Below are 18264 nucleotides of genomic sequence, written 5' to 3' on the forward strand. Positions count from 1 at the left end.
ACGATATGAGCAAAAAAGGCATTACCGACCGGGTGGCGATTATCGGGATGGGCTGTACACGCTTCACGGAGCATTGGGACAAAAGCGTCGATGATCTGTTGATCGAAGCGGCGTATGAGGCGTTTGCCGATGCGGGTGTAGAGCCGGCTGACATGGAAGCGGCATGGCTTGGCACGATGGATTCCGGCTACGCAGGCATGACGCTGTCTAGTGCGCTGAAGACAGCATACATCCCTGTCACCCGCGTGGAGAATATGTGTGCCACCGGCTCGGAGGCATTCCGTCAGGCTTGCTATGCGGTCGCATCCGGAGCTTATTACATGGTGCTGGCTATCGGGGTAGAAAAGCTCAAGGATTCCGGCTACAGCGGTCTCGTCCTGCGTGAACCGCCCTCAGACGGCACGGCGCTGAATTTGACGGCTCCCGCTGCCTTTTCCCTGCTGGCGCCAGCCTATTTCAACAAATACGGATTGACCCCCGAGCAGGGCAAAGAGGTTCTCTCCCGGATCGCTTGGAAAAACCACCGCAACGGCGCGCTGAACCCGAAAGCCCAATACCGCAGCGAGGTGCCGATGGAGCGGATCATGAAGTCGCCGATGGTCGCTTCTCCACTCGGTGTCATGGACTGCTCAGGTGTTGCCGACGGAGCAGCAGCGGCGATTATCGTGCGGACCGACCTCGCGGAAAAATACCGCAAAGATCCCGTCTATGTCAAAGCCCTGTCTGTCTCCGTCGGGCCGGGCGATGGTCGTCTGCGGCAAGATTTTGATTTTACGTATATCCAAGAAAATATTCATGCAGCCAAGGAAGCCTACCGCCAAGCAGGCATCACCAATCCGCGTACCCAGCTGGATCTGGCAGAGGTACACGACTGCTTCACCCCGACTGAGCTGATCATCTATGAGGACCTTGGGTTCAGCGAGCGGGGCACGGCATGGCGGGATGTGATGAACGGGGTCTTCGATCTGGACGGCGAGCTTCCGGTCAATCCAGACGGCGGACTCAAATCGTTCGGTCACCCCATCGGTGCCAGTGGTCTTCGGATGATGTATGAGCTGTACCTGCAATTCCAGGGACGGGCAGGACAGCGGCAACTGGACACCCCCAAGCTTGGATTGACACACAATCTTGGCGGCTTTCCGTGGCAATGCGTTTCTTTTATTTCGATATTAGGAAAAGAGAGGTATTAATAGATGACGGCAAGATACGTAACCGATGAGCATAAAATGTTTCGAGATTCCTTGCGTAAATTTTTAGAGAAAGAAGCTTATCCGTATTATGACCAGTGGGAAGTGGATCGCCTGATTCCCCGCGAGCTGTGGCAGAAGCTTGGAAAGAACGGATTCCTCGGCAGCTGGGTGGACGAAGAGTACGGCGGCCTTGGCTTGGATTTTGGCTATTCGGTCGTGCTGGCTGAAGAGCTGGAGCGGCTTGGGTCGAGCACGATCGGGATTTCTCTGCACAATGACATCGTGCTGCCTTATATCACCCACTATGGCACCGAGGAGCAGAAGCAGCGCTGGCTGCCGCGCAGTATCACAGGTGAGCTGATCAGTGCGATCGCGATGACCGAACCGGGAGCAGGGTCTGACTTGGCCGGGATCAAGACGACAGCGATCCGTCAGGGCGACCACTATATCGTCAACGGGACGAAGACCTTCATCACCAATGGGATTTTAGCTGACTGGATCGTCGTGGTCGTCAAGACCGATCCACAGGCACAGCCTGCACACCGTGGGATCAGCCTGCTGGTCGTAGAGCGTGACACCCCTGGCTTCTCACGCGGCAACAAGCTGGATAAAGTGGGGCTGCACAGCCAAGACACGGCCGAGCTGATTTTTGAAGATGCCAAAGTACCTGTAGAGAACCTGTTGGGTGAAGAGGGCAAGGGCTTCTACTACCTGATGAATGACCTGCAGCAAGAGCGTCTCGTCGTCGGAATTCAGGCACAGATCGCTGCGGAAGAGATGCTCGAGATGACGGTGGACTATGTCAAAAGCCGTTCCGCCTTCGGTAAGCCGATCAGCAAGCTGCAGACGATTCAGTTTGCCTTGGCAGAGATGGCGACAGAGGTGCAGATCGGCCGCACGTTCATTGATGATCTGATCGTCAACCATATGGAGAAAAAGGATGTCGTCACCCAGGTGTCGATGGCCAAATGGTGGCTGACCGACATGGCAAAGCGCGTCGCCAGTCAGTGCATGCAACTGCACGGCGGTTATGGCTACATGGAGGAATACCAGATCGCCCGCCGTTTCCGCGACATTCAGGTGTCCTCGATCTATGCGGGAACCAATGAAATCATGAAGAGTGTGATCGCCAAAAACATGGAGCTGTAGTACCACATGGTGAATGAAGGGAGAGGATGAATATGCTCAAAGATATTTCCAAAAAGGAAGGCTATCAGTTCCCACCCTATACGTTTGTGGTGGAGCGTGGAAAGATTAAAGAATTTGCTCTGGCGATCGGTGATATGAATCCGATCTATCACAGCAAGGAGGCGGCACAGGCGGAAGGATACCGGGATGTGCCGATGCCGCTGACGTTTCCGACGGTGCTGGATATGTGGGGCGGCAATGATTTTGAAGCGATCATCAAGTCACTGGACCTCAATCCGCTGAAGGTCTTGCATGGCGAGCAGGAGTATCAGTATTACGGTGAAATCTGCGCGGGTGATGAATTGTACGTCCAGGCCAAGGTGATCTCGACCGAGCATAAGCGCGGGATGAACTTTTTCCTGCTGGAGACTACCTATACCAATGCTGAGGGCGAAACGGTCCTCATCGCACGTTCCAACGTGATCGAACGAGTGGGAGGAGAGCAATAGATGAGCGAACTGACTCCAATCGTCAAAGAACCGATTACCCATACCCAGCTGGTCCGTTATGCAGGGGCGTCCGGCGATTTTAACCCGATCCATACCGTCGTCCCGATCGGCGAACAAGCCGGATTGGGCGGCGTGATTGCACATGGCATGCTCGTGATGGGATTTGCCGGGGAAGCGCTGTCTACATGGTTTCCCCGCCGCAACATCCGCAATTTTCAGGTACGCTTCTCCGCGATGACCCGCCCTGGTGAGTCGCTGACGGTGACCGGCGAGATCACGGGAGAACGCGAAGTAGACGGCGAAGCACGTGTCAGTGGGAAGCTGATCGTCAAGAACGAGCAGGGTGAGACCAAGCTGAAAGGCACTTTTGAAGCGGCAAAATCATAAATCCCAACAGGGAACAGGGAGGCTACCAATCGATGAAACTTCTCGACAACCAAGTAGCGATTATCACCGGCGCAGGCCGTGGCGTGGGACGTGCCACCGCTGAGCTGATGGCCGAGCATGGAGCGCGCATCGTCGTCTCCGACCGTGACGCCGAACCGGCACAAGAAGTGGTAAAAGCGATCCAAGAAAAAGGCGGTCAAGCTGTGGCGATCTGCGGCAGTGTGACCGATCCGGCTTTTGCCAAGCAGCTGATCGATGGAACGATTGCGGCATTCGGCCAATTGGACATCCTCGTCAACAATGCAGGCTACACCTGGGACGGGATGCTGCACAAAATGACCGATGAGCAGTTCCAGGCGATGATCGATGTACACCTGACCGCCCCTTTCCGTCTGATCCGGGAAGCATCCCCATATATGCGTGACGCAGGCAAAGCAGATATCGATGCAGGCCGCACCGTCTACCGCAAAATCATCAATGTCTCCTCTGTTGCAGGCGAGATGGGCAATGTCGGCCAAGCCAACTACGCCTCCGCCAAAGCAGGTGTGATCGGCCTCACCAAAACCGTTGCCCGTGAATGGGGCCAGTTCAATATCAACTGCAACGCCGTCTCCTTCGGCCTGATCGATACCCGCCTGACCCAAGCCAAAGAGATGGGCGAAACCTTTGACGGCATCCCGCTCGGCATTCCGGAAAAAGTGAAGCAGATGTTTGCCCACTCGATCCCGCAAAAACGCGCTGGATCTGCTGAGGAAGCAGCCGCAGGTATTTTCTATCTGGCTTCCCCGTTCTCCAACTATGTGAACGGTCAAGTGCTTTCTATTAACGGTGGGTGGTACACCTAATGCTTACGGGGATTCGCATCGTCGAGTTTGCGAACTACATCCCCGTGCCATATGCGACCCAGCGCCTTGCTGAGATGGGGGCCGAAGTGATCAAAATCGAGCCTCCCCAAGGCGACTTGGGCCGTGCCATGGAGATGGATGGTGAAGCCAATGACGTCGTCTTTCGCGCCAACAACCGTGGCAAAAAAAGCATCGTGCTCGACCTCAAGACTGCGGAAGGACAGCAACACGCCCACAAGCTGATCTCACAGGCGGACGTGCTGATCGAGAGCTTCCGTCCGGGTGTGATGGATCGGCTCGGGCTTGGTTACCAGCAGGTAAGCCAAGCCCATCCACGGCTGATCTATTGCTCGCTGTCCGGATATGGTCAGACAGGGGCACGACGCGATTTTGGCAGTCATGATCTGAATTTTCTGGCACTATCAGGCGTACTGGCCCAGCTCAAGGATACGGCTGGAGTGCCGATTCAGCCAAGCATCACACTCGGGGATCTGATCGGCGGCATGACCGCAAGCGAACGCATCCTCGCCGCCTTGGTGCAGCGCGGGATCAAAGGGGAGGGCTGTTACCTCGACATCGCGATCATCGATGCGATGTACCGGGTGATGAACAATCATCTCTTAATCGCCCGCAAGCACGGCATTCGCACAGGCATCCCCAATCTGGCTGGCGAGATCGTCAACTACGCGATCTACGAGACCAAGGATCAGCGCTATGTCACACTGGCGGCGCTGGAGATGAAGTTCTGGAAGCAGTTTTGCGAAGGAGTGGGCAGAGCGGATTGGATTTTGTACCACATGTCAGCGGCAACGGAAGATAACACTATTTATGCCCAGATCCAAAACCTGTTTCAAAGCTGCACGATGGAAGAATGGTCCCAGTTCGGGAAGCAGGTGGACTGCTGTCTGACCCCGGTTCTGGAGGTGGACGAACTGCCGCCGGAAGCTCTCACCGCGATTTTTGGCCCGCTGCAGGATGTGAGACACCGTGCCCCGGCGCTGGGTGAGCATACCGATGAAGTGATCAGCAAGCTTTTATCATAGAAAAACGAATGCATATGAGGGGGATCTTGTCATGATGATGAATGTACCGTTACTCGTCGCACCACTGCTCGAACGCGCAGAAAAATACTTTGCTAAAAAAGAAGTCGTCTCCCGAACCGCAACCGGCATCCAACGCTTCACCTACCGTCAAATCGGTGAGCGCACCCGCCGTCTCGCCAGCGTCCTGACCCAGCTTGGCGTACAAAAAGGGGAGCGTGTAGGGACACTCGCATGGAACCATCACCGCCATCTGGAAGCCTACTTCGCGATCCCAGGTATCGGTGCGGTTCTGCATACGATCAACATCCGTCTCTCACCGGAACATATCACCTACATCATCAATCACGCCGAAGACCAGGTGCTGCTCGTCGACGAGGACCTCTGGCCGCTGGTAGAAGCGATCAAGGACCATCTGCACACGGTTAAAACATTCATCGTCATGACAGATTACGAGGAGCTCCCAGAGACAAGCCTGGAGCATACCCGTGTTCACTCCTACGAAAAGTTGCTGGAGAAGGGTGACCCGACCTTTGCCTTCGATAAAGATCTGGATGAGAATGCTCCGGCCGGGATGTGCTACACCTCTGCAACCACAGGTAATCCAAAAGGAGTGACCTACACCCAGCGCTCCATCGTCCTGCACTGTATGGCTCTTGGCTTGGTCGATACGCTAGCGCTGTCTGAGTCTGATATCGCGATGGCGGTCGTACCGATGTTCCACGTCAATGCGTGGGGGCTGCCATTTGCCGCTACGTGGTTTGGTACGACACAGGTGATGCCAGGGCCTCGTTTTACTCCACAGCTGCTGGCTGAACTGATTCAGCAGGAAAAAGTAACGACCACTGCAGGCGTGCCTACGATCTGGCTCGGGATGCTGCAGGTGCTCGAAGCGGGCAACTATGATATCTCGTCTCTGCGCAACATCGTCTGCGGCGGTTCTGCGGCTCCGCGTGGGGTGATCCAAGCCTATGAGACCAAGTATGGTGTGCCGTTCCTCCATGCCTATGGGATGACAGAGACAAGCCCGGTCGTCACCTGCGCCCGTCTGAAAAGCTATCAACAAGACCTGTCCCCAGAAGAGAAGCTGGACATCTCTGCCAAGCAGGGTCTCGTCGTACCTGGCTTGGAGATTAAGGTGGTCGGCCCCAACGGCGAAGTCACTCCAGACGGTCAGGAGATGGGCGAGCTTTTGATCCGCGGCCCATGGATTGCTGATGAATACTACAAGGACGAGCGCAGCAGTGAGGCGTTCATCGATGGCTGGCTGCATACCGGCGACGTGGCGACGATTGATGAGGAAGGCACGATTAAGCTCGTCGACCGCACCAAGGATCTGATCAAGAGCGGCGGCGAATGGATTTCCTCCGTGGACATCGAAAACGCCCTGATGGCGCATGAGGCTGTCTTTGAAGCGACCTGCATTGGTGTACCGCACCCAGAGTGGGCGGAGCGTCCTGTCGCATGTGTCGTGCTCAAGGAAGCCTACCGTGATAAGGTGACCAAAGATGACCTGCTCAGCTTCATCGCTCCTCACTTCGCCAAATGGTGGCTGCCAGACGATATCATCTTCATGAACGAAATCCCGAAAACCTCTGTCGGCAAGTTCCTCAAGCGTCAGCTGCGTGACCAGTTGAATCAGCATCTCCAGCAGTCCTAAGGTGATGGCCCGCCTTTCCTTATGCTCCCATGGGGCAGAAAGGCGGGCTTTTTTCTACCGATCTCCCACACAAATTTCCTAGTATTGGGTGTGTGTCCAAACCGACTTTCCTTCCTGCCATATTGTAGAGTATGGGGGTGGAGCATCATGCGGTTCATGACACGCCTTAGGCGGTTTGTTAAACGTTTCTGGTCAAGTGATATCGAACCTGGGTTCATCGAGTACGCCTTGCTGATCGCGCTGTTTTTGGTCAGTTTGTTTGCGTTGCTGTTCGTCTTGGGCGAGCCAATCGGCAGCTTCTTTGATTATCTGTACTAGCGGGCAGGCAAGGAGGTAAGGTAACAGAAATGACCATCTCACCAATCCATATCCCTTCTCACCAAGGCTGCGGTATACTCGTGCCAACAGCCTGCAGCGTATAGGCGGGAAGGGATATTCACCATAGAAAAAGGGGAGAAGAGAGATGGCACGAACCACCTGCACCATGATTCCTACTGGGTACAACGAAACCCTCGCTTTCGCCCACGGATTGTATGAGTAATATGGCTTAGAGCCGTTACATAAGCCGGAGGATGTGCTGCAAAAACACAAAGCTGCACCCTATTAACCGGAGGCACAAGAAAGTAAGCATCTGACGATAGAATGGAACCTCCTCTCATCATCATCTATACAAAAACATGAAAAAAACGAGGAAGCGGCTTAGTAAAGTCGTTTCCTCGTTTTATTTGGAGTGTTCGCGAAATCAACCCTTATGGCCGCTACTGTGGCGGCAAAACCTTACCCGAGTCCGTGCCCACAGAGGTGATATACCATGCATTATCATATTTTTTGACGAGATAGGTTTCCGTCACATCCTTATATGGTCCGGTTGAGGTGGCCAAGGAGTATTTGATCGAGTATTGGTAGGTCTTCTCATCTTTTTTCACTTCTTTGAGGATTTCATACTTGTCGATCCATGGGCTGGATACCCCTGTGACCCAGTTGGAGCTCTCAAAATCCTTTTTGCTCTCCTGCTTCAGCTCAGGGGAGAGCGCGACGTATTGCAGAGCGCCGTTGCGGGTTTTTACGCCTTCTGCATAGGTTTTGATTGCATCCTTGGGTGTATGCGGAGTGAGTGCCGCCTCCAGCTGTTGAATCCGCAGGTTGGTGGATTTGGCTTCTGGAGACTTGACTTCAATCGTGCGGGTCTTAGCATCCCAGTTGACTTGTGCACCCAGCTTTTCCGAGACGACACGGAGCGGGACATAGGTGCGGCTATCGATGATCTTTGGCGAAGCTTCTTGCAAGGAGAGTTTCAAGCCGTTGATGATCAGCTTGATCGGCTGGGCATCAGCGAGTGCGACACCAGCGGTCAGGGTTACGGAGAGGAGAGTGCCTGCTATCATCCATTTCATTTTCATGCGGAATCATTCCTTTTTCTCACGTAATGTCTATTCATATCTGTATAGGATGGACGAAGATAAAAGGCAAAATGTTTCAGCTGGCTACGGCACAGTAGTGACAGATGAGGTGGCAAACGAACCAGACGCATCAGGAGCAGAATCTAAGGTGGGAGTGAGCGCCTCCGCATCCCGTTGCAGACGCTCTACCGCTTCACGCGGCAATTCATAGAGAATCACCGTATGATAGGTCGGATACACGAACGGATCTTGGGCAAACCGCGCCACCTCTCGTACCTGCTGACGCAGCGGATGATCCGGCCCGAAGCCATCGAGCACCGCATTGGTCATGAGAAACTGTGAAGTAGTTGCAGACTGCAACAAAATCGATTTGACAAAATAAGAGTAGCTCCGCACCCGCTCTGAGACATAATCAGGTGCATAATAGTCAAACAAACGCTGTTCTTCCCATGTGTAGATGTAGGCTCCACCCGCCGGATAATGCTTCTGTGTATACTGAATCATCTGCAAAGCAGGCGGGGGAGCCATGTGTGCAAGAAGCACACTCAGCTGGCGATCAGCAAGCGACGCGAATATGACAAGCCCAATGGATGCCGACAGCACCTGCACCGTGCGAAAAGCAGAACTGGTGCGAGCGAGCCCGCGCTGTGCAAATGCAAGCCGAACCTTCCGATACAACTCTCCCCAGCCATAAGCCATCAACAAGAAGACCCACGGCAACAGCGGAAGGATATGCCGTGCTTTCTCGCTATTTTGCCCAAAAAACATCCAAAGGGCATAAGGAACAACCGCCAATAGTCCAAACCAGATGCGGGGATTCTTTTGAAACCAATCGATCAATCGCCCCGCGCCCCGTTTGTGGGAACGCCGCCATGCACCGAGCACCCCGCGTCCACCCAGCCAGACAGCCTCTACCATGAGACCACCGATGAACCACAGCATCAGAGTGGAGAGGGGAGCAGCCGGGCCATTCAAGTCCACCCCCAACAGCCCGTTCAAAAGCATCCGCTCAAAGCTCCACGCCCACATGCGATCCCACATGCCCTGCTCAGACGACAGAGACGTACCGCCCCACTCGGTGAAGTGCCCCACCGTAAAAGCCTGCCCCAGCTGCCAATACGGGAGCAGACCCCCCTCCGTACTTGCTGTCGGCAACAGCCAAGCCAACAATCCGCAGAGAAACACCGCCCCTACGATAAACGTCTGCAACACCAGCCCTGCTAACTGACGGCGTACCGCGTAAAACGTAAGCAACGGGAACAACAGCAGCACCCCGACGGGAAAGTAAGATGTCCGCACCCCCAGCACCATGGCAAAGAGCAGCGCCCCCACGATGCCAATCCCAAGCATCTTTTTCTCATCCGCATCCACCGCACGCGCCAGCCACGCTGTCATCGTCAGTACGAGGAACAGCCCCATCGCCTCCGACATCGGCTGGACAGACGTCAGCGTAAGCAATGGACTCACCGCGAACAGCATCACCGCCAGCCAGACCCGAATCCCGCTCCCGAGCATCCGCCGCGCCAGCAGGTAAAAGGGGACGAGGGACAGACTCCCGCACACCGCAGACACCCATGTCAATGCCCGTACCGGCTCACCTGTCAGCGACAAAAACAAGTGCCCAAGCAAAATAAACAACGGATACCCCGGAAAATGCGGCTGCATCTCAAAAATATCATAACGATCCAGTGCCAACACAAAGTCAACCGCATCCCAGCTCTCCGCATAACCCCCGGAATAGGAGAGGGAGACAGCGAGGTGAAGCAATACCAAGAATGCCAGAGCCAATACCGAAAGACCGCGATGTAAGCGTCCAGCTTGCTTTCCCCGATGCTTGTTCTCATCACCATCACTCATAGCCTTCGAACCTCCTTTCTTTTTGCATGACTTTAACTGGCCATCCACACTTCACAGTCCAAATCCAACGATCCGACATACAGAAAAGGAACCCCATCCAACGAGGTTCCTTTCTAGTTTCTCAACGGGTCATGCGCTTATGCCGTTGTGGTCTTTGCGGATACCGCAGCAGCGTTTGCTTTTTTGCGTTCAATCGCTTTCTCCTGGATACGGATGAAGAAGTAGATCGCCACATAGTAGAGCCAGTAGCTGATGAATTCTTCGACAGACGGATTATGCGTGTAGCCAAGCATCGCTTTGAAGAAGATGCCCACATCACCATTGATCAGAGGATGATTGCCTGTATCACGGATGTAATGCTCCTCATCAACAGGGTGTTCTGGCATGATCGCCGCGATATTATACAGCTCACCGATCTCTCCGCCAGATGTCGTATAGACACTGCCCATCATATCCATGTCTTGCAACAGACCCATGCCCTGGGAGAACAGACCTGCCGCGATGATCAGAATCAACACCTTGGTGATGGTAAAGAACGTTTTCAGCTTGAACTTGCCGCTGCTCTTGAAGAAGAAGTAAGCCAGTACGCAGGAGAGGACAAGACCTGCGATGGCACCCCAGCTGGTGAGGGCGGCCTGGATGTCACCACCACTGATTGCCGCGAAGAAAAAGACGGTCTCCACACCCTCGCGAAGCGTCACGAGGAAGGAGTGGATGATCAGGTTGGCCACACTTCCTGCGGTGAGGATTTTGTTCAGCTTATCCTGCATCTCGCCACGGATATCTTTTTGCTGGCTAGACATCCACGCAGCCATATGGGTCAATAACCCGGCGGAGACGAACAGAATACCGATCCGCATATAGTTTTGGCTTGCCATCGCGGCAAACCCGCTCAACACGACTTGGAACAGAAGCGCCACGAGAAAGCTGGCAACAATCGCGAGCCCGGAACCGACCCACACCCACTTATTCCATTGCGAAGCGCCCACACGATTCAAATACGTAATGATAATACCGATAATCAACAGGGCTTCAAACGCTTCACGCAAGGTGATCAAAAACGCCTGGAAATCCACGCACAATCCCTCCCATTTTACATGAGGAAAACCTCTCTGTGAAAAGAGAGGTTGTACCCGTTAAGATGTCTTAGTTCAATACGATAATGGTTTTGCCAGAGAAGAATACTTTTTTGCCAAACACAGTGGATACGGCACGTACAGGGATGAAGGTGCGGCCTTTTTCGATCAGAGCTGGTTGGTCCAGAACGGTTTCGAGCTTTTTGCCGTCTTGTGTGATTTCAGTGCCGCCGATGAAGAATTCCACTTTGGAACCGTCCTTCTCGATGACTACTTTTGTTTTGCCATCCGCTTTTACTGCTTCGATTTTACCGCCGAGCGCTTCTGCGAGAGCACGCGCTGGAACGAGAGTGCGGCCGTTTTTGATCATGGATGGAGCATCGATTTTCACGTCTTTGCCGTTTACGACGAGTTTGCTTGCGCCTACTTCAAAGTTGATGCCGTTCACGGTGCTGAGCGTGGTAAGTACAGGGTAGAGATGTTTGGTTGCTTCTGCTTTATCTGCTTTTGCAACCGCGTTGAAGTAGAGTTGTCCGCTTTCGGTCAGCTTTTTGTAGCCGTCTTTGCCGAGTTTTTCGGTGAGGAGGGTTTCCGCTACGCTGATGAACATGTTGCCTTCCATTGCCGCTTCTTTTGCAGTCGCGAGTGCATCTTCTTTGCTGAGGTCAGCAGCGATTACTTTGTTTGCATAGTTGGTTGTTTTCCCGATCAGGATTTGGGTAAATGCATCCTTCAATTGAGCGGTATCAAGCTTCGCTGGGTCACCGGAGCCAAAAGATGCTTTGATCAGTTCAGCAGAAGCCTTATGTCCGCCGGAGAAAGAGTTGAAGATCGGGAGGAAGAAGAAGTAGCCTTCGGTCAGACCTACTTTTGCATCCTCGAGCTTGTTCTCAGCAACGAGTTTCGGTACCTTTTCAGCGTAAGTGATCGTGGCGAGAGTGAAGACTTTGATGAGGGATTTATCGAACATTTGGCGGGCTACGTTGTAATCAGTCACGTTGCCGTTCTCAGCTGCTTTGAACAGGGCAGGGATGATGATGGTATCCATCTGCTCTACGATGTTGGTGCCAAGACCTGCGTCACGCTTGGTTGCAGTACCTTTGAGGGATCCGTTGTAGAGTTCAACTGCTTTGTCTACAGCAAAAGCGGCTTCTTCTTTTTTACCTGCGGTGAGAGCTTCTTTGGCAACAACCTTGGTCAGGTTGGAGATTTCTGCGTAGAAGTAGCCTTGCAGACCTTTGTCTACCGCTTGCTTCGCTTGCCCGTTGGAGTAATCACCTTTAGCTGCACCATCGAGAACCGCGATGATGAGCGCGTCTGTATCAGGGATGAGGGCTTTTACTTTGGTTTGGAATTTAGCCACGTAGTCTGCTTTTACTTTTGCGATATCTACGGTTGCGGCATCGAACTGAGCCTTGATTTCGGTGAAGGCTTGGATGTCTGCTTTTTGTACGGCTGTGTCAGCGGCTACTCGGAAATCTGTTACAGGTACGGGTGCAGTTGTTTGGGAAGCGTAAGCAGCTACCGGGCTGAGCAGAAGAGTAGTTGCGATCGAAGCAGCGATTAATTTTTTCATGGATGAGTCACTCCTTAGGTTGTAGGTAAGAAAAATGAGATTAGATCAGACCTTTGCGTTTACCGAGCCAGAAAGCACCGCCGATGAGGATCAACAGACCACCGATTACACTGACGGTGACGAGCGGATTTACTTTGGAGGAGGCAGAGTCGGCAGCTGAATCAGAGGCTGATGCATGGGCAGCAGCTGTCTGTACTTCAGCAGAAGCGCTTGTTGCTTGTGTATTCTCAGACGCGGTGGTAGCTGACGTCTGTTTAGAATCAGTCGTGATTGCAGGTGCTGCTGGTGTTGCCGCAGGCGTGGTGCCTGTTGCGGTGGTCGTCCCTTGCGCTGGTTGTGCAGTAGCAGGGGAGACTTTTGCGTCAGCAGCAGGTGTTGTCGTCGTTGCCGGTGTCTGGGCTGTTTGCGCTGTCGCGGCAGGCTGTGCGGTTGTCGCCTGTGGTTGTGCAGGTGCCGCCGCAGGCTTGGTTGCTGGCGCAGTCTGGGTTGTCGCAGGCTTGGCAGGAGTTGTCGCGGCAGGCTTTGGTGCTGGAGCCACAGGTGTTTTGGCTGGAGCTTGAGCTTGGGCCGAGGCCTTTTTCATTACGAACAACGGCTTTACAGATGCACGGATTTGCGCGGTCTGTTTGAGGAAGGCATCTTTGTCAGCAGGCTCTGTCCCTACACCGAACAGTCCAGGATTCCCCAGTGCCTTGAGCGCCTGGTCAAAGCCGTCGTACACCTTTTTCCCGGTCGCAGCGGAGACGCTGGATTCCAGTACATTGAAGGTTCCGCGTGCTTTGGCAAGCAAGAGCTTCGCTTTCGAATAATCAGAGAACTGCTTCTCAGCATTATCGAGACGGCGGTCGATATTTAATACCAGTACCGCTTTGTAGTTGTTGAGAACCAGATCTTTCTGCTTTTGAGTAAAATTGTTCTCCAGAGTCTGTGCTACAGAGTCGCCAAACTCCAGCTTGATCTCTGCTTTCTTGCCACTGAAGGCTTGATAAGCGCCATTCCAGTCTTCAGGACTCTTGGAGAGGGCAGCAGCAATATCTTTGTACGCTTCCGCGATCTCTTCTTTGTTGGGATCGCCGTAGGAGTATGCCGATGCCTGGGCCGGGAGCGCCAACATCAAACAGATCACGAGAAGGAATCGGATAAACAAAGCAAACCCACCTTTTTTGTTTTGTAGTGAGAATCAGAATGAGAATCATTATCACATGAATATATTAACTTGGAAATGAATTTCGCGTCAAGAAGGATTTTCATTCTCGTTTGGGATTCTCAACTTGTTTTTATCTTTTCTTTATCGCCATTTTATTTGTTTGTGTTACGCTGTTTGTCATTAGTTAATAAAGTTGTCAAATATTCGCTAAGGAGCGATGACCATGAAACAAGGGTTGTGGATGGCCCTGATTGTCATCTGTACCTCGTTGTTTTTTGCTTCTGTCGGCAGTATGATCGATGATCTGGCCAGTGCCGAACCGGAGGGCATCGTAGAACATCTCGAAAAATATAACCACCAGAAAACCCGGTACGACTTCCCGCACATCGGCTACTATGCACCTGATCTGGAGTTGCCCAACCGCAAAGGGGATCTGGTATCGCTTGATCCGGTGGAAGATCCGCAACCGACGCTGATCATGTTCTGGACCTCATGGAGTGATCAGTCCAAGGAACAGATCGAGAAGCTGACCCGGCTGATGGGGGAGCGGGGGGATGGTGTACGGGTGCTGTTCGTCAATTCGACCAACAGTGATCAGGAAGAAGAGGCACGTTCGATGATGGCCAAGCTTGGGGTGAAGCAATCCGTGCTGTTTGACCGCACAGGAGATGCCAGCCATGATTACAGCATCAAGGTGTATCCGACTTTTCTGCTGGTTGGCGCTGATGGCAAGATCAAGGACCGCTGGCATGAATCATTAGATGATAAAGAATGGAAACAAAAGCTTTCGGAAGCCTAGTCCGGAAGCTTTTTTTGCTGATTGAGACTGGTGATGCGTGGAAAAGCCGCCTTCAGGAGATGATAAGGGGACGGAGGTGAGGCCCGTGTATGGGTTATGGTATCGACGCATCTTCCTTATGATCGTAGTCTTGGGTATGACAGCAACAACCGGCACAGCCTGGGGCTTAGAAAAAGCTCCTGATTTCACCGATCCCACCTGGCGAATAGAACAGATCAGGCGTACCGCTGCGTTTATCTATTCAACTCAGGACGAGCATGGGGCGATGAATGAATCCGGCTACATCAATACAGATTCCAACATGCTGTATGCCGTGATGGGGCTGATCGCCGCTTATGATCTCACCCACGAAAAAGAGTATCTGCACAGGTCCGAACGTGCCATGCGCTGGCTGATGAGTGTACAGAACCCAGATGGTGACTGGTATCTGTCGTACAAACGGGAAGGAGACCGCTATGTCGCCACCTTACCAAAAAGCTACCGACATTTTAAGGCCATACGCGGAGTGGATACGACGATGGCATTGTTTATCCATGCAACCGCTCTATTAGATGAACGAAGCAAGGACGAGTCTCTCAAAAGAGGCTTGCGCGACTCTGCCAGACGAGCCTACCAGTTCCTGACCGCCCACAATCTCGACCCGTCAGACGGACTGTACTGGAGCTCCTATCAGCTTTTGGCGAAGCCTCATGCGGACCCGAACGATCTATCCGGATATCGGCGCTATCGGGTCAAATACGCCACCGACAACGCCGAGACCTATCTCGGACTGATCGCATACGCCAAGCTTTTTCAAGATCAAGCGGCCCGACAGCATGCATTCAGACTCAAAACTCAGTTCACCAAATTCATAGATGAGCAGGCAGGCACCTATGCCGTGATGCTCGACCGTCATGACCGCACCAAAATGCAGCCAAGCTATGCCCGCCATTTTGCCACAGGCTGGTCTGCCTATCTGTTTGATGACCCGTCAATGTTCACACGGGCCCAGACGATGCTGGCGATCCAGGTGGACGAGGATGGTTCCTTTACGGAGGAGGACGGGACCTATGCCTTGTCGACCCTGTCCTTTCTATTAGGAGAGAGCAAGCGGACGATCCGATTCGCCCAGGTCGACCCGGCACAGAAGTTCCTCACCACCATGCTCACCCCCTCAGGCGGTGTGGCCGATGATGTGAAAAGCCGGAATACCTACGTCAATATCGCAGGCATGTGTCTGTTGTACCTGTGTGAAGAGGCAAAACGGGATCAGTTACGTGGCTGATATCGATCATGAATGCCCATCAGATGAGAAAAAATAAGGTCTTCTTTTCTTGTTTCGTGTTTTCCAGTTCCATCCGAAACGAGGGGGAGACCTCTTTACTTTGGTGGGAATATTAGGTATATTTTTTACAAACCAAACAGTCGGTTTTTATAGATGAGGGAGAGGAAAGGGGTTTTTCGTATGGAGATTACCTATCGTCGTTTAAGCACACTGCCGCTGGAGGAAGCCGTGCGGGTGTGGAATGAAGGGTTTTCAGGTTATTTGGTTCCGATATCAATGACGGTGGAGAGTTTCCTGACCAAGCTCGGGCTGGAAGGGCTGGTACCGTCCAAATCGCTTGTCGCTTACGTAGACGGGGAAGCGGCGGGCATGGTGGTCAATGGCTTCCGGACTTTTAACGGGCAAAAGGCAGCCTGGAACGGTGGCACGGGAATCGCACCGAAGTTTCGCGGCAAAGGCGTCGGTAAGGCACTGATGGAGGCGACGCTTGCCCTGTATGAAGAGGAAGGGGTAGAGCTGGCGATTTTGGAGGCATTGCATCAGAACGAACCGGCGATCAGGCTGTATCAGAGTGTTGGGTATGAGATCGTGGATCGGCTTGTTTTCTATACAAAAGAAGGGGTGTTAGAGGAGGGTGCGTTTGGCGGTCAAGTGGGTGTTGTGGGTGATCTGGGTTCTGTCGGTGCTATCGGCTCGGTAGCTGGTCTGGATGCTGGTCTGGCGGATTCGGGGGTAGCTTCAGGGAGGTCTGGCTACGTGGTTAAGCGGGGCGGAGGTCATGATGTGCGCAATCTCGGTTTCTACCGTCACCTCTCCCCGTATCAGACACAGGCGTCTGTCCTGCGTGACGGGGAATCCGTGATCGTGCTGGATGCGGCAGGTGAGGCTGTCGGCTATGCGCTGTTTCGCCGTACATTTGATGATGCAGGGAAGCTGATTCAGATTAACCTGATGCAATGCGAGGTAGCCGCGGAACAGCAGGATGCCCGGACGATTGCACAGCTGCTGCTCCGTCATGCCTATGGCCCGCTTGAGGTGGAGACACGGCGTGGTACCTTTAACTATCCCGCGTCCAACACATTGGTGGCCGAATTATTGCGAGAGGAAGGATTTTCACTCACCAACGAGCAAGTCTATATGATCAAACAGATGGAGAGGAAATCATAACCGACATGCCCAAAGTACCCGACGACTACAAAGAACAGCGTCGTGCAGCCATCCTGCAAAGCGCCACCCACTGCTTTGCCGAAAAAGGCTACCAGGCGACCACCATCGATGACATCATGCGCCACGCCCAGGTCAGCAAAGGCGCTGTTTATCATTACTTTAAAAGTAAAGAAGAGATCTATATTTCCCTCTTGGATCAAAAAACAGAGCAATCCTTTGAAACGGTTCGTACTCTTTTTGCCTCATGCCCGACCGCTGTAGAGAAGCTTTCTCTGTTGTTTGCCCGCTATCGGGAGCAGCAGCACGATTCGGAGCTGCGCAGTATGCAGGCGGTGCAGCTGGAGTTCTGGCTCTATTCGTCCCGCTACCCGGAATGGAAGGCTTTGATGGAAAAGCGGGCCGAGATATTTTTTTCCTTCTTTCAGGAGATTCTGCGTGAGGGCCAGAAGAATGGTGAGTTCCGGCCAGATATTAACGAGCAGGTGGCAGCTTCCCTCTTCTGGGCGGTACGTGACGGGATCGGCCTGCATTTTGCCAAAATGGGGAACGAAGCAATCCACGAGCGTGTCTGGCTTGAAGCGGAACGGATGGTACTTGGTTACCTGCGTATGTAACTCTTGATGAATCCTGACGAATGAGCGTTCGGTGGATCCTGTTGCAAAAAGTAGCTTTTCTTTAGTAGGCGTGTATAAAAGGTGCACCTACAGGAAAAGCTGTTTTTGTATTCAACTTTTTTGGATAAAGATTCATATTGCCATAGGTCTTTTTACATGATAAGATTCTCCTTGTGTCTGCAAGAGATGACACGAAACATGTCGGATCAATAGATAAAAAGTCGAATGGTGACGAAATGTGTCTTGACTTTTGAAATCTGGTCTGGTAAAGTAAATACCTGTCGCCACTGATTGGATAGATTCGGTGTGCGTGAGAGAAAATGTTCTTTGAAAACTGAACAGCGAAAGCAAATGAACATTCAGCCAAGCAACAAGTTTTTGACCTAGATCAACTTCAACTTTATTGGAGAGTTTGATCCTGGCTCAGGACGAACGCTGGCGGCGTGCCTAATACATGCAAGTCGAGCGAGGGTCTTCGGACCCTAGCGGCGGACGGGTGAGTAACACGTAGGCAACCTGCCCGTAAGACCGGGATAACATAGGGAAACTTATGCTAATACCGGATAGGGCGTTCTCTCGCATGAGAGAATGCGGAAAGGTGGCGC

General features: G+C 52.9%; 17 protein-coding genes and 1 rRNA gene. 13 read left to right on the forward strand and 5 right to left on the reverse strand.

Going from position 1 to position 18264, the window contains the following annotated elements:
• The first annotated feature begins 5 nt into the window (after positions 1 to 5).
• The 8 genes from FGI41_RS14020 to FGI41_RS24995 all read left to right on the forward strand — a co-directional run bounded on the left by FGI41_RS14020 (position 6) and on the right by FGI41_RS24995 (position 7077).
• The gene (locus FGI41_RS14020) at positions 6 to 1190 is read left to right on the forward strand and encodes an acetyl-CoA acetyltransferase (RefSeq protein WP_139490956.1); all 1185 of its coding nucleotides are present in this window, start codon (positions 6 to 8) and stop codon (positions 1188 to 1190) included.
• Positions 1191 to 1193: 3 nt separating this feature from the next.
• Positions 1194 to 2339 (forward strand): acyl-CoA dehydrogenase family protein, encoded by a 1146-nt coding sequence (locus tag FGI41_RS14025; RefSeq protein WP_139490958.1) that lies wholly within the window; start codon positions 1194 to 1196, stop codon positions 2337 to 2339.
• Positions 2340 to 2371: 32 nt separating this feature from the next.
• Positions 2372 to 2827: a MaoC family dehydratase N-terminal domain-containing protein gene (locus tag FGI41_RS14030; protein ID WP_139490960.1), complete on the forward strand. Its 456-nt coding sequence runs from the start codon at positions 2372 to 2374 to the stop codon at positions 2825 to 2827.
• On the forward strand, positions 2828 to 3214 hold the full coding sequence (locus tag FGI41_RS14035) for a MaoC/PaaZ C-terminal domain-containing protein (protein WP_139490962.1): 387 nt from the start codon (positions 2828 to 2830) through the stop codon (positions 3212 to 3214). It abuts the gene before it with no gap.
• Between the two features lie 32 nt (positions 3215 to 3246).
• Positions 3247 to 4059: an SDR family NAD(P)-dependent oxidoreductase gene (locus tag FGI41_RS14040; protein WP_139490964.1), complete on the forward strand. Its 813-nt coding sequence runs from the start codon at positions 3247 to 3249 to the stop codon at positions 4057 to 4059.
• Entirely contained in the window at positions 4059 to 5102 is a 1044-nt protein-coding gene (locus tag FGI41_RS14045) for a CaiB/BaiF CoA transferase family protein (RefSeq protein ID WP_139490966.1), read from the forward strand. Before FGI41_RS14040 ends, FGI41_RS14045 begins: the two co-directional genes overlap by 1 nt.
• A 34-nt stretch (positions 5103 to 5136) precedes the next feature.
• Entirely contained in the window at positions 5137 to 6759 is a 1623-nt protein-coding gene (locus FGI41_RS14050) for a long-chain fatty acid--CoA ligase (protein ID WP_139490999.1), read from the forward strand.
• 147 nt (positions 6760 to 6906) lie between these two features.
• On the forward strand, positions 6907 to 7077 hold the full coding sequence (locus FGI41_RS24995; RefSeq protein ID WP_176560273.1) for a hypothetical protein: 171 nt from the start codon (positions 6907 to 6909) through the stop codon (positions 7075 to 7077).
• Between the two features lie 440 nt (positions 7078 to 7517).
• Here the strand turns inward: FGI41_RS24995 and FGI41_RS14055 are convergent, their stop codons facing one another.
• From FGI41_RS14055 to FGI41_RS14075, 5 genes are all read right to left on the reverse strand, one after another.
• A complete protein-coding gene (locus tag FGI41_RS14055; RefSeq protein WP_139490968.1) occupies positions 7518 to 8159 on the reverse strand; it encodes a copper amine oxidase N-terminal domain-containing protein in 642 nt (213 codons plus the stop codon).
• An 84-nt stretch (positions 8160 to 8243) separates the two neighbouring features.
• Entirely contained in the window at positions 8244 to 10016 is a 1773-nt protein-coding gene (locus FGI41_RS14060; RefSeq protein ID WP_139490970.1) for a glycosyltransferase family 39 protein, read from the reverse strand.
• Between the two features lie 137 nt (positions 10017 to 10153).
• Positions 10154 to 11092 carry an FTR1 family iron permease gene (locus FGI41_RS14065; protein ID WP_139490972.1) on the reverse strand — a complete coding sequence of 313 codons (939 nt, stop codon included), beginning with the start codon at positions 11090 to 11092 and terminating at the stop codon, positions 10154 to 10156.
• A gap of 70 nt (positions 11093 to 11162) precedes the next feature.
• Entirely contained in the window at positions 11163 to 12668 is a 1506-nt protein-coding gene (locus FGI41_RS14070) for a copper amine oxidase N-terminal domain-containing protein (RefSeq protein ID WP_139490974.1), read from the reverse strand.
• 40 nt (positions 12669 to 12708) lie between these two features.
• Positions 12709 to 13815, reverse strand: a complete 1107-nt coding sequence (locus FGI41_RS14075) for a hypothetical protein (RefSeq protein ID WP_139490976.1) — start codon at positions 13813 to 13815, stop codon at positions 12709 to 12711.
• Between the two features lie 223 nt (positions 13816 to 14038).
• Between FGI41_RS14075 and FGI41_RS14080 the strand changes: the two genes are divergently transcribed.
• From FGI41_RS14080 to FGI41_RS14100, 5 genes are all read left to right on the forward strand, one after another.
• Complete coding sequence (locus tag FGI41_RS14080) at positions 14039 to 14614, forward strand: TlpA family protein disulfide reductase (protein WP_176560274.1); 576 nt, start codon at positions 14039 to 14041, stop codon at positions 14612 to 14614.
• An 85-nt stretch (positions 14615 to 14699) separates the two neighbouring features.
• On the forward strand, positions 14700 to 15878 hold the full coding sequence (locus FGI41_RS14085) for a YyaL domain-containing protein (RefSeq protein WP_139490980.1): 1179 nt from the start codon (positions 14700 to 14702) through the stop codon (positions 15876 to 15878).
• Between the two features lie 180 nt (positions 15879 to 16058).
• Positions 16059 to 17045: a GNAT family N-acetyltransferase gene (locus FGI41_RS14090; protein WP_176560275.1), complete on the forward strand. Its 987-nt coding sequence runs from the start codon at positions 16059 to 16061 to the stop codon at positions 17043 to 17045.
• Positions 17046 to 17050: 5 nt separating this feature from the next.
• Positions 17051 to 17659 (forward strand): TetR/AcrR family transcriptional regulator, encoded by a 609-nt coding sequence (locus FGI41_RS14095; RefSeq protein ID WP_139490982.1) that lies wholly within the window; start codon positions 17051 to 17053, stop codon positions 17657 to 17659.
• 400 nt (positions 17660 to 18059) lie between these two features.
• Positions 18060 to 18264: ribosomal RNA gene (locus FGI41_RS14100) — 16S ribosomal RNA — on the forward strand; the annotation flags it as partial.

It is taken from the genome of Brevibacillus dissolubilis, from assembly GCF_006170445.1.
Classification (GTDB): domain Bacteria; phylum Bacillota; class Bacilli; order Brevibacillales; family Brevibacillaceae; genus Brevibacillus_B; species Brevibacillus_B dissolubilis.